The sequence below is a fragment of the Streptomyces sp. I05A-00742 genome (genome assembly GCF_013055795.1).
Taxonomy (GTDB): Bacteria; Actinomycetota; Actinomycetes; order Streptomycetales; family Streptomycetaceae; genus Streptomyces.
This window is the reverse complement of record NZ_JABETO010000003.1, coordinates 140,054-159,045: the sequence shown is the minus strand read 5'-3', so window position 1 is coordinate 159,045 and position 18,992 is coordinate 140,054. Positions and strand designations below refer to the sequence as shown.

The following is an 18,992-nucleotide window of genomic DNA, read 5'->3' as shown; positions in this document are numbered from 1 at the left end:
GGCTCAAGATGTACTGACCGGACCTCTTAGGACAAGCAAAATAATATGCGTTTATCCGCGTAGCATCGCTTACATGTTGAACCTGGAGCGCCTGCGCACCCTCGACGCCGTCGCCCGCCACGGATCGATCACCGGCGCCGCCGAAGAACTGCACGTGACGGCCTCCGCGGTCTCGCAGCAACTGGCCAAGCTGGAGCGCGAGACCGGCCAGCGACTGCTGGCCAAGCAGGGCCGGGGCGTCCGCCTCACCGACGCGGGCCGGCTCCTCGCCGCCCACGCCGCGCGCATCCTCAGCCAGGTCGCACTCGCCCGGTCGGACCTGGAGGCACAGCGCGGCCGGGCCATCGGCGAGCTGCTGCTCGGCGCCTTCCCCACGGCCGCCCGCGGGCTGCTGCCGGCCGCGCTGACCCGGCTGCGCGACGAGCACCCCCGGCTCAGCGTCAGCCTGGAGGAGATGCGGCCCGAGGAGGGCGTGCGGCGGGTGGACCGCGGCGACCTCGACGTCGCCGTCGTCCTCGACTGGAACAACCGGCCGGTGGCCCTGCCCAGCGGCCTCTCGAAGGCCGCGATCCTCGACGACCCCGTGGACGTGGCGGTGCCCGACGGACACCCGCTCGCCGGCCGGCGGGACGTCGACCTGGAGGACTTCGCGGCCGACGAATGGGTCTCCTGGCCGAAGGGCGAGTTCTGCCACGAATGGCTGCTGGGCACCCTGCGCGCCCAGGGCATCGAGCCCCGCATCTCGCACATGGCCGACGAGCACCACACCCAGCTCGCCCTCGTCGCCGCCGGCTTCGGCGTCGTCGTCTCCCCCCGCCTGGGCCGCGGTCCCGTCGCCGAAGGAGTGCGTATGGTCCCGGTGCGGCACACCATGTGCCGCCGGGTGTTCGCCGTCTGGCGGACGGAGGCCGGTGCGCGGCCGTCGGTCCGGGCCGCGGTCGCCGCGCTCTGCGAGGCCGGGCGGACGGTCGACGGCGCCGCCGCCCCCGCGGACGACGACACCGACGTGACAGCCGTCCGGTGAGCTGCCGCGGCCCGGGGTCCGCGCCGCGTCCCCCGGGGCATGAGCGCTCCGGGGGACGCGGCGTGTCCACGGACTACCAGGTGAGGGCCGTCGACTGGTTGCTGGTGGCCGTGCAGTAGGAGGTGAAGGTGCCGGTGGGGCGGGTCACGGTGAACTTCAGGGACCAGTTGGTCTCGCTCGGCCTGCCCGAGAGGGTGACCGAGTCGGTGGTGTCACCGGCGGCCAGAGACCCGGCGGTGAGCGGGAGCGGACCGAACGCGATCGGGTCGCCCGTCCCCGTGGCCGCGTGCACGGCGCCGGAGAACTGCACCTCGCTCGTCGCACCACCGGATTTCTTGTTCAGCTTCAGCGTTGTGGCCACGGAATTCGCAGCGTACGGGAACTGCGCGCGGATGTCCGTGGAGTCGATCCGTATCGTCTTGCCGCTGCCGGAGCCGTCCGCGGTGAGCGTGACGGTGCCGCTGCCCGTGTAGTCGCAGTCGTACGAGGCCGTCGCGGTCGCCGTCGCCGGGGCGACGGCGGCAGCCGGGCCGGCCAGGGCCAGGGACGCCGCGAGCGCGCTTGAGGCGGCGATCAGGGTCAGGGCGGATCGTCGCGCCGAGAAGCCGTGCATAAGGGTGCTCCTCCTTGGAAGGTGCCGGATTCCTGACAGAACGGGGGATACGTGCGAGTGCCGGGCCCGGCGTCTCGACTGCAGTAGAACTCCTGGTCCTCTTCCGGTGGTTGGCGATCTCTTGGCAGCCATGATCCGCGAGGCCCGCGGAAGGCTGTGGGGAATAAGCGGCCGAGGTTCGGGCAAGCCGTTGCCCCTGGGGCCCAGCGCTCGCATAGGTCGTGTATGGCATGCCTGGGCAGGATGGGCCCGACTTTTCCGACTCAGAGAACGCCCAGGACCCGACAGGAGCAGCGTTGTCCGAACCACAGGCCGTCGTCCGCGCGGAGTGGCGCGTCGTGCTCAACGGCGAGGGGCAGTACTCGATCTGGTGGACCGGCCGTGAACTCCCCGCCGGCTGGCGGGCCGAGGGGACCAGCGGGGCGCGGGAGCGCTGTCTGGCCCGGGTGCAGGAGGTGTGGGCCGATCCGCGTCCGGCGGGGCTGCGCCGTCGTACGGCGGAGGGGAGGAGCGCGGAGGGGGTGTGCGTCGCGGAGATCGTCGGGCGGCAGGCGCGTCGGGTGCCGGGGGCGGTGGCGGTGCGGGGTGAGGGGTTCGCGCTGTCCTTCGGGGAGCTCGACGCGGTGTCCAACCGCTGGGCCCGGTACCTGCGGTCGCTGGGCGTGGGGCGCGGCGCGCTGGTGGGGGTGCTGCTCGGCCGGGGTGCCGAGCTGCACGCGGTGACGCTGGGCGTGTGGAAGGCGGGTGCGGGGTGTCTGCCACTGGACCCGGAGTTCCCGGCGGCCCGGCTGCGGGCGCTGCTCACCGCCACCGGGGCGGGATATGTGGTCGCCGAAGTGGCCTGCGGGCCGGACGGGTTCGAGGGGCAGGTCCGGTACGTGGACGATCCCGAGGTCCGCGGCGCGCTGGCCCGGCACTCGGACGAGCCGTTCGGCGGGCCGACGGATCCGGAGGACGTGGCGTATGTGACGCAGGTGCCCGCGGCGGCCGGGTGCCCGCTCTCCGTCGCGGTTACACACCGCGGCCTGGCGCACCATGTGGTGGCATCCGCACAGGAGCTGACCGGGTCGGGTGACGGCGGCACGGCGGTGTTCGCGTCGGTCGCCTCCGAGCCGGCGGCGACGGGCCTGTGGGCGCCGCTGTGCGCCGGACAGCGGGTGCTGCTCGCTCCGCAGGCCCTGGACCCGGCCGAGCTGGGGAAATGGCTCTCGGCGGCCGGCTCGTTCGCGTTCCTCGTCATGGCGCCGGACCATCTGGAGCTGCTGGTACGGCAGTTGGGGAACAAGGAGAGTGCGGCACTGGCCGGGGCGTTCGTGGTCGCGGGCGGAGCGCCGGGGCCCGCGGCGGCGCGGCTCGCAGGGCTGCTCGGCCCCGGCCGGCTGCGTACCGCCCACGGGACGGCCGAGACGTCGTACGGCCCCTTACTGGCCCCGGCACGGCCCGGCGCGGACGTGCGGCTGCACGTGCTCGACGGCGCCTGCCTGCCGGTCCCGGACGGTGCGGTGGGCGAGCTGTACGTGGCCGGTCCGGGCGTCGCCCGCGGCTATGTGGGCCGGCCCGCGCTGACCGCGCAGCGGTTCGTCCCCGATCCCTACGGTCCGGCGGGGACGCGGATGCACCGTACCGGGGAGCTCGCGCGCCGGACGGCCGCGGGGGAGGTGCAGCTGCTCGGCCGCACCGACGGGCAGCTGTGGGTACGCGGCCACCGGGCCGACCCGGCGGAGACCGAGGAGGCGCTGCACGACCACCCGGGCGTCGGCGAGGCCGTCGTCATCGGCGTCCGGGCCGCGCCGGGCGATGTCCGCCTGGCCGCCTATGTGGTGCCGCGCCCCGGCGCGCAGGGCCTGGACGCGGCGGCGCTGGCCGCCCATTGCCGGCGGCGGCTGCCCGGGCACCTGGTCCCCGCGAGCCTCACCCTCCTCGACGAGGTGCCGCGCGACGCCGACGGGCGGGTGGAGCGGGCGGCGCTGCCCGGGCCGTACGGGCGGGGCGGGCCGGACGGCTCCGGCAGCCGGGTCTAGCCGGCGCCGCGCACGCTCCCCGGCGGGCGCGGCCCCGTCGGGCCGACCAAGGGCCGGGCCGTCCAACGGCCGGGCCGGAGACCGATCGGGCCGGAGACCGGTCGGGGCGAGGAGGCCGAGGGCCGGGCCGAGGCGCGTACGCCAAATGGCGGACGGGCACCGGACGGCTGATGACGGAACGTGGCGGAACCCGCCGGATCAGCAGCGAGAAATCAAGTGACCGGCACACAGCGTGAGTTGATGCAGAGTGTGTTGTAGAGATCAGGTCTACTCCACACAATGTCTTGGCAATGTCTTCGCGGGGGGCGGGGCGTGCGCGGTCCTGGAAGGAGGCGGTGTGGCGCCCCGATTGTCGTTCAAGGTGCTGGGCCCGCTCAAGGCGAGTGTGGACGGCAGACCACTGCTGCTGCGCAGCGCACGGCAGCGCACGGTGCTGGCCGTGCTGCTGCTCACTCCGGGACGCGCCGTCTCCGTGGACGCGCTCGCGGACGCCGTCTGGCACAGCGATCCGCCCGTCACCGCACGCAACCAGATCGCCATCTGTGTCTCCGCCCTGCGCAAGACCTTCCGGGACAAGGCGGGTGTGCACGGCCTCATCGAGACGCAGCCGCCCGGCTATGTGCTGCACAGGGAGGGCCACTACGTCGATGTGGCCGACCTGTACGAGTCGGCCGCGGCCGCCCGAGCCGCCGTCGAGGCCGGGAACGCGGGCGAGGCCGCGGCCCGCTTCGAGCACGCCCTCGCGCTGTGGTCGGGGCCGGTGCTCGACGGCATGGACGGCAGCGCGCTGAGCGGCGCGGTCGGCCGGATCTCGGAGCTGAGGGCCAACCTGATCGAGGAGTACGCCGCCGTCCAGCTCCAGCGGGGCCGCTACCGGTCGGTGGTGGAGTGCCTGGGCCCGGTCGTCGCCGAGCATCCGCTGCGCGAGAGTTCCCGGGCCGCCCTCATGCGGGCGTACCACCTCTCGGGCCGCCGGTCCGAGGCGCTGGACTGCTACCGCGAGGGACGCCGCGTCCTCGTCGCGGAGCTGGGCGTCGAGCCGGGCGTCGAACTGCGGGAACTGCACCGCACGGTACTGGAGGGCGACGGGCCGGCCCCGGTGCGGGCCGAGGTCTTATCGAACACCGTGGTTCCGGACGCCGCTCCCGGCCCCGCTCCTGTCGTCGTGTCCCACCCGTTCCCCGTGCCGCCCGAGCCGTTCGTCGGCAGAGAACGCGAACTGGAGCTGCTGGAGCCGCTCGTGCCGGCGGCGCCGGGGTACGCCGGCGGCACGACGGCCCGCATCGCCGTGGTCTGCGGCCCCGCGGGGGTCGGCAAGAGCGCGCTCGCCCTGCACTGGGCCGACCGCGTCGCGGGGCGCTTCCCCGACGGCCGGCTCCATCTGGACCTCCAGGACCCGTCCGGGCGCGGCGGCCCCGGCACACCCGAGGCGGCCCTGGAGCGGGCGCTGCGCGCGCTCGGGGTGCCCGGCACCTCCATCCCCGTGTGCCCCGAGGAGCGGGCGGCGCTCTACCACAGCACCCTCGACGGCAGACGGGTGCTCGTCGTCCTCGACGGCGCCCGCTCCGTGGACCAGATCCGCCCGCTGATACCCGGCCGCGGCCCCGCCCGGGCCCTGGTCACCAGCCGGGACCCGCTGAACGGGCTCGCCGGGGCGTTCGCCGTGACCCGCGTGGAACTGGGCGCCATGAGCCCGGCCGAGTCCCTGGACCTGCTCGCCGCCACGATCGGCGAGCACCGGGTGGCGGCCGAACCGGCCGCGGCGCGGCGCCTGGTGGACCTGTGCGACCGGCTTCCGCCGGCCCTGCGGGTCGTCGCCACCCGGCTGCTGTCCGACCACCGGTGGTCGCTGCGCCAGATGGCGGCGCGGATGGAGGACCGCCGTGAGCGCGTGAGCGTCCTCAGCCCGGGCGAGAGCGGGGTGCGCTCGGGCGTCTGGCTCGGCTACCGGGCGCTGTCGGTGCGGGCCGCGCGGCTCTACCGGCAGCTGAGCATGCTGGACGTGCCCGACTTCCCGGCCTGGATCGGCGTCCCCGTCCTCGGCGTCACCCCGGACGCGTCCGAGGAACTGCTCCACCGGCTCGTCGGCGCCCAGCTCCTGGAGATCCGTGCCGCGCGGGACGGCACGGCCCGCTTCCGCTTCCAGGACGTGATGCGCCTGTTCGCCCGGGAGCGGTGCCTGGCCGAGGACAGCGCGCAGGAGCGCGAGCAGACCCTGGAGAGGGTCCTGACCGCGGTGCTCACGCTGGTGTACGCGGCCCAGGAGCAGCTGTACGGCAAGGGCGAGGCCCCGCGCGGCCCGGCACACACCGGGCGGATCCGGGGCGAGACGGTGAGCGAACTCGTCGCCGACCCCATCGAGTGGTTCGAGGGCGAGCGGGAGACGCTCGGCGCCCTGGTGGCACAGGCGGTGCGCGACGGGCAGGCGGAGCGCGCCTGGCTCCTCGCGGTGGGGTCGGTCCCGTTCTACGAGATACGCAACTACCTGGAGGACTGGCGGCGTACCGCCGAGTGCGCACTGGAAGGCGCCCGGCGCGCGGGTGACACGCGCGGGGCGGGCACCATGCTCCGCTCCCTGGGGACGCTCGCCATCTACCAGCGCCGCTACGAGGAGGCGCGGGAGCTGCTGCTCACCGCTCTGGCCCACCTGGAGCGGAGCGACGACACCCAGGGCCGGGCCATCGTGCGGCGCAACCTCGCGGTGTGCGCCCGCTTCTTCGGCGACCTCGCCGAGGCGGCCCGCTACTGCGAGGAGTCCCTGACGCTGTTCCGGCGGGCAGGGGACGACTCGGGCCTCTCCCACGCGCTGGGGCTGCTCGCCCAGATCGAGATCGAGCAGGGCGACCCCGAGCGCGGGGTGGAGCTGAGCAACCAGGCGATCGAGGTCAGTTACGAGGCGGGGTCGCTGCGCAGCCGCACCCAGAACCTCTACCGGCTCGCCGAGGCGCTGCTCGGCGCGGGACGGCCGGCGCAGGCGGAACGGATCTGCCACGACGTGGTGGGCCTCACCCGCGGCCAGGGCGACCGGCTCGGCGAGGCCCACGGCCTGTGCGTCCTCGGTGAGGCGCAGTGGCGGCAGCACGAGCCGCACAAGGCCCGCGCCAGCCTGCTGCTGGCGCTGCGCCTCGCCGAAGAGGTGGGGGACCGGTTCCTGCAGGCCCGGATCGTCACCCACCTCGCCTGCGCGGAGGCGATCCGCGGCGGCACCGGCGCGGGCGAGCCCCTGGGCTGGGCCCAGAAGGAGTTCCGTACGCTCAACGCGCCGATGTGGGAGCGGCGCGTCGGCCGGCTGCGCGAGGTCCTGGAGTCGCACGACACGGTCCGCCCCATCGAGGGGTCGGTCCTGGTCTGCCTGCTCGCCGGCCGCTGACCGGCGCGTCCCTCTCCCCTCCCGCCCCTCTCTTCACGTCCCTTCACATCCCTTCAGGGCCCGCGTACGCGTCACGTCCAGGGCAGATCGTCGTCCGCACCCTGCCCGGCGCCCTCGGCGAGAAGCGGCGGAAGAGGGAGGAGCGCGGGGCCGGCGAGCGCACGCGCGACCGTACGGGGCTTACGCATAAAGGAATCTCCTCGTTGTTTCCGGAATGCTTGCAGAAATGCCGTGGCTCATATGCTGGAAACATTCTAGAGGTGCACGCTTTTGATGTGATTTCGCTGCTGTTTCGCGTACTCGAAATCGACTCGATAACGCGCGGAGAGCGCCCGCGGATATGGTTCCGGAGTGTAGTTCGCCGGAGATCTTGCGGGATGGAGATTGCACTGTGCTGAACTCTGCTGGTGTGGCTTTCCGGCCCGCCGGAGGAACCGCCGGGCGGGACGGTCCGGGCGACCCGTGCGGTCCGGGCGCGGACACGTCGGGGGCGCTCGAATTCCGGCTGCTGGGTCCGGTCTCCGTGACCCGGGCGGGCGCGGCGGTCCCGCTGTCCGGGGCGAAGATCCACACCGTGCTCGCGGTGCTGCTGCTGGCGCGCGGCGCGCTGGTCGCCGACAGCCGGCTGAGCGCCGCGCTGTGGGGAGACGCGCCCCCGCCCACGTCGAACGCGCAGATCTACACCTATGTCTCACGGCTCAGAAAAACACTCGGGAACGGCGTACAGATCTTCCGGAAAGGTCCGGGTTATGTCCTCGACGCCCGGGGGGCCGAGATCGACCTGCTCTCCTTCGAACGGCTCGACCGGCTCGGCCGTCAGGCCCTTGAGGAAAACCGGCACGAGGAAGCGGGCGGACTGCTCGGCCGCGCCCTCGACTGCTGGAGCGGTCATGCCCTGGAGAACGTGACCGAGCACCTTCTGCGCTTCGAGCGGCCGCGCCTGGAATTCCTGCGGACGCAGGCGCTGGAGCGCCGGATCGAGGCGGACCTGTCGCTCGGCCGGCACCGCTCCCTGGTGCCCGAACTCCTCTCCCTGGTGGCCCGCTTCCCCATGGACGAGAACCTGCGCGCCCACCTCATCACCGCACTGCACCGCTCCGACCGGCAGGCCGAGGCCGTCCAGGTCTACGGCGAAGGCCGCCGGATCCTCGACGAACAGCTCGGCGTCGTGCCCGGACAGCAGCTCAGCGGCGCCTATCTGCGGATGCTGCGCGGCGAGAGCGCCGGCACGCCGCGCCGGCCGCTCGTACTGCTGCCCGCCCGGGCCGCCGCGTTCACCGGGCGCACCGCCGAGGCGGCCCGGCTCAGGTCGCTCCTGCTGCGCCGCCCCTCGGGCCCCGGCGCACGGCTCAGGGCGGCGCTGGTCACCGGGATGCCCGGCAGCGGCAAGACGGCCCTGGCCACCGAAGTGGCCCACGGCTGTGCCGAGGCGTTCCCGGACGGCGTGGTGCACGCCGACCTCCATGACGCCGACGGGGCCGCCCGCCCTCCCGCGGCCGTGCTCGCGGAGATCCTCGCCGCCCTGGGCGAGACCGCGGACACCGCGCGGACCGCCCGGCACGGCCTGGGCGAGCTGGTGTGCCGCTACCGGGCCCGGATCGCGGGCTCCCGGCTGCTCGTCGTACTCGACGACGCCGCGAGCGACGGACAACTGGCCGGGCTGCTGCCCGTCGGCCGGGACAGCGCGCTGCTCGTCACCAGCCGGGAGCGGCTGGCGACCGTGCCCGCCGTCCACACCATGAGCCTCGGACCGCTCGCCGACGAGGACGCCGTGGCGCTGCTCGCCGAGACCGCCGGCGCCGACCGCATCCGCGCCGAACCCGCGGCGGTCCGGGACCTGGTGCGCCACTGCGCCGGACTGCCGCTCGCGCTGCGGATCGCGGGCGCCCGGCTCGCGGCCCGCCCGCACCGGGCCGTGGCCCGGTTCGCCGCCCGGCTCGCCGACCCGCGCACCCGGCTCGCCGCCCTGAGCTACGGCAACCTCGATCTGACCCGCACCCTCGGCCGCGCCCTGACCCGGCTGAGCCCGGCCACCGCGGCCGTGCTGCCCCGGCTCGCCCCGGTGGGGCCCGGCCCCTTCACCGCCCGGCTCGCGGGCGAGCTGACCGGCCTGTCCGAGGCCGAGGCGGAACGCGCCCTGGAGGAACTCGTCGACGGCAGCCTGCTCTTCGCGGAGCCCGACGGCGCCCCCGGCGAGGACCACTACCGCTTCCACCCACTGGTCCTGCTGCACGCGGACACGGTTCCCCGAAGGCCGTCGCCCCGGTGACCCCGCGCCGGGCCGCCGGCCGGTCCGGTGACAGCCCTGTTCACGAACGGACGGCCGAGACCGGCCGACATGAAACGTAAGGATGGTGACTGCCGTGAGTGAGGCGGCCCCGATCACCCGACAGGACGCGGTACAGGCCCTCTCCTCGGCCATCGAGGAAGCGGCCGGACTGCTGGAGGTGGAGTACGCGCGCGACGACGTGCTGCGCATCCTGAACCTGTACGGAGGTGACCTCACCCGGGCCGTGGTCGCGTTCCGTGTGGCGACCGGCGCGGGCCGCGCGGGTGAGCTCGACTGCCGGTTCACGGTGCCGCAGGACATCGACCCGTACCGACTCGCCGTGGACAACGGGCTGTTGGAGAAGACGGACCACCCCGTGGCCCGGCTGCTCGCGGACCTGCGCGACAACTGCCCCGTCGACGGCTACGGCATCGACTTCGGTGTCGTGGGAGGGTTCAAGAAGATCTGGGTGGTGCTGCCCCGCACCGCCCTCCAGGACGTCACCAAGCTCGCCGGCCTCCCGTCGATGCCGCGCGGCCTGGAGGAGAACCTCGACTTCATCGCCCGGCACGGCCTGGGCGACACCGTGGGCCTGCTCGGCATCGACTGCCGCAACCGCACCGTGAACATCTACTTCGGCGAGCCGCCCGCCGGGGGCATCGCCCCCGAGTCCGTACGGTCCATGCTCCGCGAGGTCGACCAGGCCGAACCCGGCGAACAGATGCTCCGCCTCGGCCGTCAGGCCTTCGGCGTCTATGTGACCCTCGGCTGGGACTCCCCGGCCATCGAGCGGATCAGCTTCGCCGTGGCGACGACGGACCCGGCCTCCCTGCCCGTCCAACTCGACGAGCGGATCGAGCGGTTCGTGCGGCATGTGCGACGCGCGGACCCGAACACGAAGTTCGTCTACGCGGTCGCCTCCCAGCCCGACGGTGAGTACTACAAGCTCCAGTCCTACTACCGGTGGGGTTCCGGCGTGCCGGAGATCATGCAGCTCCCCGAAGGGGCCCTCGCGGACCCGGTGTGACACCACGTCAATTCTCCACTTCCCTCTTCTTTTCTCATCCCGCTTTCGGAAGGAACAGCCTTGAGCACCGTAGAAGTTCCGGTACTGATCGTGGGCGGCGGCGGCTCCGGCCTGGCCGCCTCCGTCTTCCTGTCCGGCCATGGCGTCGACCACCTGCTGGTGGAGCGCCGCGCCGACACCTCGCGCCTGCCGAAGGCGCACTACATCAACCAGCGCACCATGGAGATCTTCCGCCAGTACGGCCTGGCGGACGACGTGGCCGAACCGGCCGCCGCACCCGAGCAGTTCGGCAAGGTCCGCTGGCAGACCACGCTCACCGGACCCGGCCCGCTGGACGGGCGGGTCATCCACGAGATGGACGGCTTCGGCGGCGGCGCGCTGCGCGGGACGTACGAGGCGGCGGGCCCCGTACTGCCGGCCAAGCTGCCGCAGCTGCGCCTCGAACCGGTGCTGCGCCGCCACGCGGAGGAGCGCAACCCCGGGGGCGTCCGGTTCGGCCACGAGCTGGTCTCGCTGACCGGGAACGCCGAGGGCGGGACCGGCGAGGGCTTCACCGCCGAGATCCGCTCCACCGAGACCGGCGAGACCACGACGGTCGTCGCGCGGTACGTGATCGCGGCGGACGCCGGCCGCACGGTGGGCCCCGCCCTCGGCATCCGCATGGAGGGCCTGCCCGCCCTGTTCGACGCCACCACGGCGTACTTCTCCGCGGACCTGTCGCAGTGGTGGACCGAGGGCTCGGTCATCACCTGGTTCCTCAACCCCTACCGCCCCGACCTGTCCAGCGCCCTCATCGAGATGGGCCCGACCTGGGGCAAGAACTGTGAGGAGTGGGGCCTGCACCTGCCGCTCGCCGGTATCGACCGCACCGACGAGGAGGCGGTCACCGGCCGCATCCGCGAGGTGCTCGGCCTGCCCGGCCTCGAACTGACCCTGCACGACGTGACCTCCTGGAGCGTCGAGGCGGTGCTCGCCGAGCGCTACCGCCACGGCCGGGCGTTCCTCGTCGGCGACGCCGCCCACCGCCAGCCGCCCGCCGTCGGACTCGGCCTCAACAGCGGCATCCAGGACGCGCACAACCTCGCCTGGAAGCTCGCCGCGGTGCTCTCGGGCCGCGCCGGCGACGGCCTGCTCGACACCTACGAGACCGAGCGCAGGCCCGTCGGCCAGTACAACCTGGGCTGGGCGATGTCCGCCGCCGCGCACCACCAGGTGGTCATCGACGCCGCCGTCGGCCTCGGCCCGCACGTGCCGCCGGAGCGCCGCACGCAGGTGTTCTTCTCCTACTTCTCGCCGACCCCGGTCGGTGCCGCGCAGCGCGCCCGGGCGGCGGAGATCTTCGCCACCCACCGCGGCGAGTGCCAGGCCCTCGACGTGGAGACCGGCTTCGCCTACGAGCAGGGCGCGGTCGTCCCGGACGGCAGCCGCCCGCCGGCCCGTTCGCCGCTGGGCGACGCGCACCGGCCCACGACCCGCCCGGGGCATCTGCTGCCGCACGCCTGGGTCGAGCGGGACGGCCGGCGCGTGTCCACCCACGACCTGGTCGGCTCCGGCACCGGCTTTGTGCTGATCACCGGGGCGGACGGGGCGGCGTGGACCGAGGCCGCCGCACTGGCCGCCGAGAAGCTCTCCGTCCCCGTGACCGTGGTCCGCATCGGCGGCGGCGAGGGCGACGAGGCCGGCCGGGACACGGCGTACACCGACGCCGACGGCGCCTGGCAGCGCCTGCGCGGGACGGACGACGCGGGTGCCGTCCTCGTCCGGCCCGACCAGCACGTGGCCTGGCGCGCCACGGGCGCCGAGGCGGACCCGGCCGGAGCCCTGACCGGGGCGCTCGCCCTCGTCCTGGGCCACCGGGCCCCCTGACCACCCGCACCACCCGCCCGAACTCCCTTACGAACACGGAAGAAGCGGCATGATCAACAGAAGGTCCTTCCTCGCCGGCGCCGGCGGTGTCGCGCTGGCCACGACGGCGCTGCCCGGCGCCGCGCAGGCCACGGCCGGTGCTTCCGGCAGCCGGTGGAGCCGGCTCGCCGACCGGCTCCGGGGACGCCTCGTGCTCCCGTCGGACGCGGACTACCGGCGGGCCAAGCAGCTCTACCAGATCCAGTTCGACGCCACCAGCCCCCGGGCGGTCGCCTATTGTGCCTCCGCCGCCGATGTCGCCACGTGCGTCCGCTTCGCCGAGGCGTACGGCATACCCGTGGCCGCGCGCAGCGGCGGCCACAGCGCGGGCGGCTACTCCACCACCGAGGGCCTGGTCATCGATGTTTCCGGGCTCAACTCCGTGGAGCTCGGCGACGGTTCGGTCCGGCTGGGGCCCGGCGCCCAGTCCGTCGACATCGCGAACACCCTCGCGCCGGCCGGCCTCGGCCTCTCCATCGGGTACTGCCCCACCGTCGCGGCCGGCGGGTTCCTCCAGGGCGGCGGCATGGGCCTGTTCACCCGCAGCATCGGCGTCGCCTCCGACAAGGTGACCTCGGCGCGGGTGGTCCTCGCCGACGGGCGCGCGGTCACCGCCTCGCCGCACTCCCACCGCGACCTGTACTGGGCCCTGCGCGGCGGCGGTGGCGGCAACTTCGGGATCGTCACGTCGTACGAGGTCACGCCCTCGCCGCTGACCGACGTGGCCGCCATCAACCTCGTATGGACCTTCGACCAGGCCCTGGACATGCTGGACGGCTGGACCCGGTGGCTGCCCGACGCCCCGTGGACGATCGGCAGCGGTGTCAACGTCACGCTGACCGACGCCGGTCCCGGCACCGTGCCGACCGCCTCCGTGTTCCTCGGCTCGGTGGACACCGGCGCGGCGTTCGACGGCGAGATCGCCCGGCTGATCTCGCTGGTCGGCCGCCCCCCGGTGCACCGGCAGAAGTTCACCGCCCCGTACAAGTCGGTCCTGATGTCGCTGTACCAGTGCTCCGAGCTCACCGTGCAGCAGTGCCACCGCGCCGACACCTCCACCGACGGGAAGCTCCAGCGCCCGGCGTTCGGCGCCTGGCGCAGCCGGCTGTTCGAGCGGACGATGCCGCGCGAGGGCTGGGCCAGGGCGCTGGAGACGTTCGACGCGAACCGGTTCGCCGGACAGATGCGCCAGCTGCAGATCTCCGCACTCGGCGGCCGGGCCAACGCCATGGCCCGCGACGCCACCGCCTACGTCCACCGCGACAGCCTCTTCTCGGTCAGCTACCTCACCTCGAACGCCGCCGCACCGGTCCCGTCCGAGGCCAGGGCCGCCGCGTGGGAGTACGTCGACGACGGCTTCGCGGTGATCGACCCGTACTCCAACGGCGAGACCTACCAGAACTTCATCGACCCGCGCCTGCCGGACTGGCGGCGCTCCTATTACGCCGAGAACCACACGCGGCTGGCCCGGGTCAAGAGGAAGTACGACCCGCACCGGTTCTTCCGGTTCGCGCAGGGGGTCGGCTGACCCACCGCCCGGCCCCGTACGGGGATCCCTCCCCGGCGGGGCCCGGCCCGTTTCCCGTCATCCCAGGCCGTCCCGGCCGGACCGGCTCAGACAGGAGCACTCCATGAAGATCGCGGACCCGGCGCGTCCGGCCCCGCTGCCGCTGCCCGAGGAGGTTTCCCCGGACGAGGTGCACCGGGCCACGGCCCGGCTGATCGCGTACGTCAGCGGGAGAACCGACGACGACGGCGCGATACGAGAACAGTGCGAGAGCAGAGTGCTGGAGTCGGCGCTCGCCCTCTCGCTGATGGCGCGGACCGGCGCGGACTCCCCGGCCCGGGGCCGCCTCCTCGCCTATCTGCGCGGCCACCAGGAGTCCCCGGACAAGCTCGACCGGGTGCTCGCCTCGCGCGCCATAGGGGCCGCCGCGGGCCGGGAGCCCGGCGGCGACGGCGCCCTCGCCGGCACCCTGGCGTCGGGCGTCCTGGGCGCCGCGCCGGGCTTCATCTCCACCCGCCGCCGCCTGATGGTGTACGCGGTGCTCTCGGTGCTCGGCTGCCCGCTGCCCGCCGACGCCGAACTCCCGGGCAGCGGACAGGTTCCCACCGACCCGCTGCACTCCTGGGCCGCCGTGCAGCAGGCGGCCATCACACTGATCCTGGCCGACGCCCTCGGCATACGGAACAGGGCCACCGAGGCCGCCCTGGACACCCTGCTGGCCACCGACCCCGCCACCACCGTGTGGGAGGGCTACGCGCTGATGCACCTGCTGGTGCTGCACGCCCTCGCCGGGACGCCCGGCCACGAGGAGACCGTGCGCCGCGGCCTCGCGACGCTGCTGCGTCATCAACGCACCGACGGCGGCTTCCCGTTCGTCCTGGAGATGCACAACTGGTGCACGTCCACCGGCGGTCTCGCCCTGCACGCGGCGGGCGCCGACCCGGCGCTGCTGCGCCGGATGGCCGCGACGCTCGCGGCCCAGCGGGGCGGCGCCCCGCTGCGCTCGCTCTCCCGCGGCACGGCGCTGACCGGCGGCTGGTCCATGTCACCGCTCGTCGCGCAGAACGATGTCGACGACACCTCCTGCGCCCTGGAGTTCCTCCAGGCCGTCGACCCGGCCGCGCACGCCGGGACGGTGCGCGACGGGGTGGCCGCGCTGCTGGCCGTGCAGGGCGCGGACGGCGGCTTCCCGACCTATGTGCGGGGCGCCTCCTCCGAGCCGTGCATGACGGCCGCCGCGGTCTGCGCGCTCGGCCCGCACCCGGCCACCGCACCGCGGCGCGAGAAGGCCCTGGCGTTCCTCGCCGAAAGCCAGCTCGCCGACGGCGGCTTCGAGCCGGGCTGGAGCCGCAGCCGCCTGCACAGCCTGTTCCGGGTGCGGCTCGCCGCCTGTACGGCGGGCCCGGACGATCCGCGCTCCGCCGCCATGGCCGCGCGGATCGAGCGGACGGTGCGCGAGACGCAGAACGCCGACGGCGGCTGGGGCATGCGGCCCGGCGACCCCAGCGACGACATCAGCACCGCCTACGGCCTGATCACGCTCTGCCACGCCGACGACCCACGTCCCGTCGGCGCCGCCCTGACCTGGCTGCTCGAACGGCAGAAGGCCGACGGCAGTTACGGCGGCCCGCCCGACATGGTCGGCCCGCGCCCCTTCGCCTACCACTTCCCGCTGCTCACCGACATCCCGGTGCTGCTCGCCCTCGGGCACGCCCGCGCACGGGTCCCGGACCTGCGAGGCACGCTCCACCAGGCGCGGTGAACCCCCGGGCCCCGCCCGCCCCGGACCACTGCCCCTGAGAAGCAACCGTTCGAGAAGCACCGTACGAGAAGCACCGTACGAGAAGCACCGTTCACCCCCACGGAACACGGAGAGACAGACATGCTGCGAAAACTGGCCGCCCTGCCCAGTGGAAGGGTGGGCAAGTGGGTCGTCATCGCGCTCTGGGCCGTCGTCCTGGTCCCGGCGCTGATGCTGGCCGGGAAGCTCGGTGACGCGGAGGAGAACGACAACTCGGCCTGGCTGCCCGGCAACGCGGAGTCCACCGCGGTCGTCGAGCGCGCCCAGAAGCTGATGCCCGCCGACTCCCTGCCCGCGATCGTGATCTACGACCGGGCCGCCGGAGTCACCGGCGCCGACCTGGCCAAGGCCCAGGCGGACGCCAAGGCCTTCCGGGGTATCGCCAACGTCGTGGGCCCGCCGCAGGCACCGGTCACGTCCCAGGACGGCAAGGCGATCCAGACCGTCGTCCAGGTCCACAAGGACAAGTCCGGCTGGGCAGGGCTCGGCAAGGTCGTCGACGCGATGACCGACATCGGCGAGAAGGACGCGGACGGCCTCGGCTTCCACGTCGCCGGGCCGGCCGGCTACGGTGCCGACTCGATCAAGGCGTTCGGCGGCGGCGGCGCGCTGACCACGATCACCGCGCTGGTCGTGGTCGTGATCCTGCTGATCACCTACCGCAGTCCGCTGCTGCCGCTGTTGCCGCTGATCACCGTCGGTGTGTCCCTGACGGCGGCGAAGGCGCTGATCTATCTGCTGGCCAGGGACGCCGGTCTCGTCATCAACAAACAGACCGGCTTCCTCCTGATCGTCCTGATCTTCGGCGCCGCCACCGACTACGCGCTGCTGCTGATCTCCCGCTACCGGGAGGAGCTGGCGCGGCACGAGGACCGGCACGAGGCGATGGCGGAGGCCCTGTACCGCTCGGGCCCGGCGATCGTGGCCAGCGCGGCGACCGTCGCCGTCAGCCTGATGCTGCTGATGCTCGCCGTCCTCAACTCCACCAAGGGCATGGGCCCGGCCTGCGCCATCGGCATCGTGGTCGGCCTGCTCGCCATGGTGACGCTGATGCCGGCGCTGCTGGTCGCCTGCGGCCGGTGGATCTTCTGGCCGGCGAAGCCGGTCCACGGCGCCGAGGAGGAGCGGAAGGAGAGCGTCTGGAGCCGGGTCGGGAAGGCCATCTCGGGCCGCCCGCGGCTGGTGTGGACGGGCACCGTGCTGGTGCTCGCGGCGATGGCGCTCGGCACGTTCGGGCTCGACGCCTCGGGCCTGTCCAACAAGGACCAGTTCACCGGCAAGCCGCAGATGGCCGTCGGTGAGGAGATCCGCGCCGCGCACTTCCCCGCCGGGTCGGGCACCCCCGTCCACGTCGTGGCCGAGGCCGGCGCGGCCGGCCGGGTCAGGACGGCGCTGGCCGGCGTGCCCGGGATCAGCACCGTCGCGGACCCGGTGGTCAAGGACGGCGAGGCGGTGCTGCTCGCGCAGCTGGAGGACGAGCCCAGCAGCGAGGCGGCGAGACGCACCGTCGAGCAGGCCCGGACCGCGGTCCACCGGATCGAGGGCGCCGACGCACAGGTCGGCGGCAATACCGCGATCATGGTCGATACGGAGAACGCGGCGGCCCGCGACTCCAAGGTGATCATCCCGATCGTGCTGCTCGTGGTCCTGCTCATCCTGGGGGTGCTGCTGCGCGCGGTGGTCGCGCCGCTGCTGCTGATGGCGACGGTGCTGCTGTCGTTCGGCGCGGCCCTCGGCGTGAGCAGCCTGGTGTTCGAGCACGTCTTCGGCCTCGCCGGAGCCGAAGCGTCGTTCCCGCTGCTGTCGTTCGTGTTCCTGGTCGCGCTGGGCATCGACTACAACATCTTCCTGGTCACCCGGGTCCGCGAGGACGCGCTGTCGCACGGAACCCGGCGCGCCGCGCTGACCGGCCTCTCGTCCACCGGCGGTGTGATCACCTCGGCCGGTGTGGTGCTGGCCGGCACCTTCGCGGCGATGGCCTCGCTGCCGCTGGTCTTCGCGGTGGAGCTGGGCTTCACGGTGGCGTTCGGCGTGCTTCTCGACACCATCGTGGTGCGCTCGGTCCTGGTCACCGCGCTCACCCTGGACGTGGGCCGCTGGATGTGGTGGCCCAGCAAGCTGTTCCGGCACCGCGACGACGCCGCGGCGCCGGCGGGCGAACCCGACCAGACACCCGCGTACAGCGGCAGATGAACCACCCCGCCACGGGCCCCCGCGCCGCCCCGCGCGGCGCCGGGCCCGTGTGCGGGACGCCGGCCCGGGGACCGAGCGGAACGGACCGGGCCGTGCGACGTGAACGTCGGAGCGGGTCTTGTGGCAGAGGCGACCGCATGCGCAGTCCGGGGCATGTCCGGACACACACTTTCGGGGCAGACCCTATGAGTGCAGAGACGATGGACAGGGGAATCCGCCGCAGCACCATGACCGCCGTCCCGGTGGCCGTCGGACCGCGCGGAAGACAGGCCGCTGCCGAGCAGGGGCCGGAGAGGGGCACGGAAACCACCGGTGCGCAGCGCATAGCGGAACTCGAGCGCGAGGTCCAGGAGTTGCAGCGCGCCAACGAGACGCTCAAGCAGTACGTCAGCCAGGCGCTGGACCTCGACATCACCCGCCGCCGCGACGACCGCGTCCCGGACACCGCCGCGGCCGGGCCACCGCACCGTCCCGCGACGGACGCCGAGGTGGAGTTCCGGGTACTCGGCCCGGTCGAGGCGGCCGTCGGCGGCCGGTGGGTGGACCTCGGCGCGCCCAAGCAGCGTGCGGCGCTCGTGCTGCTGGTGAGCCAGGTGGGCCAGCCGGTCTCGGTCGACGTCCTGGTGGAGGCGCTGTGGGACGGCCGGCCGCCGCAGTCGGCGATCACTTCGCTGCACGCGTACATCGCCAATCTGCGGCGCGCCCTGGAACCGCACCGGGCGCCGCGCACCCCGGCGACGGTGCTGTGCACACGCGGGCGCGGCTACCTGCTCAACAGCCGGGCCGTCGAAGTCGACGCCCACCGCTTCTGGGAGAGCGCCACCGCCGGCTGGCAGGCGCTGGACCGGGGCGATCCACAGCGGGCGCTGTACGCGTTCGAGGCGGGCCTGGCCCTGTGGCGGGGCGAGGCCTACGCGGAGATGGCAGCGGCCCCGCATGTCGCCCCCGAGGCCGTACGCCTGGAGGAACTGCGCCTGTCGGTGATCGAGAGCCGCTGCGCCACCCTGATCGCGGTGGGCAACCACGAGATGGCGGTGCCCGAACTGGTGGCCTTCACCCAGGCCCATCCGCTGCGCGAGTACGGCTGCGAACTGCTGACCCTCGCGCTGTACCGGGCGGGCCGGCAGGCCGACGCGCTGTCGGTGCTGCGGGCCCACCAGAAGAAGATGGTGGAGGACCTGGGCATCTCGCCCAGCCCCGCGCTCCAGCACCTGGAACTGGAGATCCTGCGCCAGGCACCGGAACTGGAGCGCTCCTAGCGC

Annotated in this window: 11 protein-coding genes; 10 read left to right on the top strand and 1 reads right to left on the bottom strand. The window is 73.7% G+C overall.

Annotation, left to right across the window (positions count from 1 at the left end):
- Positions 1–73 precede the first annotated feature (73 nt).
- Entirely contained in the window at positions 74–1,024 is a 951-nt protein-coding gene (locus HN013_RS04110; RefSeq protein WP_171163050.1) for a LysR family transcriptional regulator, read from the top strand.
- 73 nt (positions 1,025–1,097) lie between these two features.
- Here HN013_RS04110 and HN013_RS04105 read toward each other — a convergent pair whose 3' ends face one another.
- Positions 1,098–1,637, bottom strand: a complete 540-nt coding sequence (locus HN013_RS04105) for a hypothetical protein (protein WP_171163049.1) — start codon at positions 1,635–1,637, stop codon at positions 1,098–1,100.
- A 296-nt stretch (positions 1,638–1,933) separates the two neighbouring features.
- Between HN013_RS04105 and HN013_RS04100 the strand changes: the two genes are divergently transcribed.
- The 9 genes from HN013_RS04100 (at position 1,934) to HN013_RS04060 (ending at position 18,989) form a co-directional block, all read left to right on the top strand.
- Positions 1,934–3,658, top strand: a complete 1,725-nt coding sequence (locus HN013_RS04100; RefSeq protein WP_171163047.1) for an AMP-binding protein — start codon at positions 1,934–1,936, stop codon at positions 3,656–3,658.
- A gap of 337 nt (positions 3,659–3,995) precedes the next feature.
- Entirely contained in the window at positions 3,996–7,028 is a 3,033-nt protein-coding gene (locus HN013_RS04095; protein ID WP_312018493.1) for a BTAD domain-containing putative transcriptional regulator, read from the top strand.
- Between the two features lie 409 nt (positions 7,029–7,437).
- Complete coding sequence (locus HN013_RS04090; RefSeq protein ID WP_171163045.1) at positions 7,438–9,297, top strand: AfsR/SARP family transcriptional regulator; 1,860 nt, start codon at positions 7,438–7,440, stop codon at positions 9,295–9,297.
- A 94-nt stretch (positions 9,298–9,391) separates the two neighbouring features.
- Complete coding sequence (locus HN013_RS04085; RefSeq protein WP_312018492.1) at positions 9,392–10,324, top strand: aromatic prenyltransferase; 933 nt, start codon at positions 9,392–9,394, stop codon at positions 10,322–10,324.
- Positions 10,325–10,384: 60 nt separating this feature from the next.
- Positions 10,385–12,190, top strand: a complete 1,806-nt coding sequence (locus HN013_RS04080; protein WP_171163041.1) for an FAD-dependent monooxygenase — start codon at positions 10,385–10,387, stop codon at positions 12,188–12,190.
- A gap of 49 nt (positions 12,191–12,239) precedes the next feature.
- Positions 12,240–13,757 carry an FAD-binding oxidoreductase gene (locus HN013_RS04075; protein ID WP_171163039.1) on the top strand — a complete coding sequence of 506 codons (1,518 nt, stop codon included), beginning with the start codon at positions 12,240–12,242 and terminating at the stop codon, positions 13,755–13,757.
- Between the two features lie 103 nt (positions 13,758–13,860).
- Positions 13,861–15,498, top strand: coding sequence for a prenyltransferase/squalene oxidase repeat-containing protein (locus HN013_RS04070; protein WP_171163037.1), 1,638 nt, complete (start codon positions 13,861–13,863; stop codon positions 15,496–15,498).
- A 120-nt stretch (positions 15,499–15,618) separates the two neighbouring features.
- Positions 15,619–17,730 carry an MMPL family transporter gene (locus tag HN013_RS04065; protein WP_171163035.1) on the top strand — a complete coding sequence of 704 codons (2,112 nt, stop codon included), beginning with the start codon at positions 15,619–15,621 and terminating at the stop codon, positions 17,728–17,730.
- 200 nt (positions 17,731–17,930) lie between these two features.
- Entirely contained in the window at positions 17,931–18,989 is a 1,059-nt protein-coding gene (locus tag HN013_RS04060; RefSeq protein ID WP_249374706.1) for an AfsR/SARP family transcriptional regulator, read from the top strand.
- The last annotated feature ends 3 nt before the right edge of the window (positions 18,990–18,992 follow it).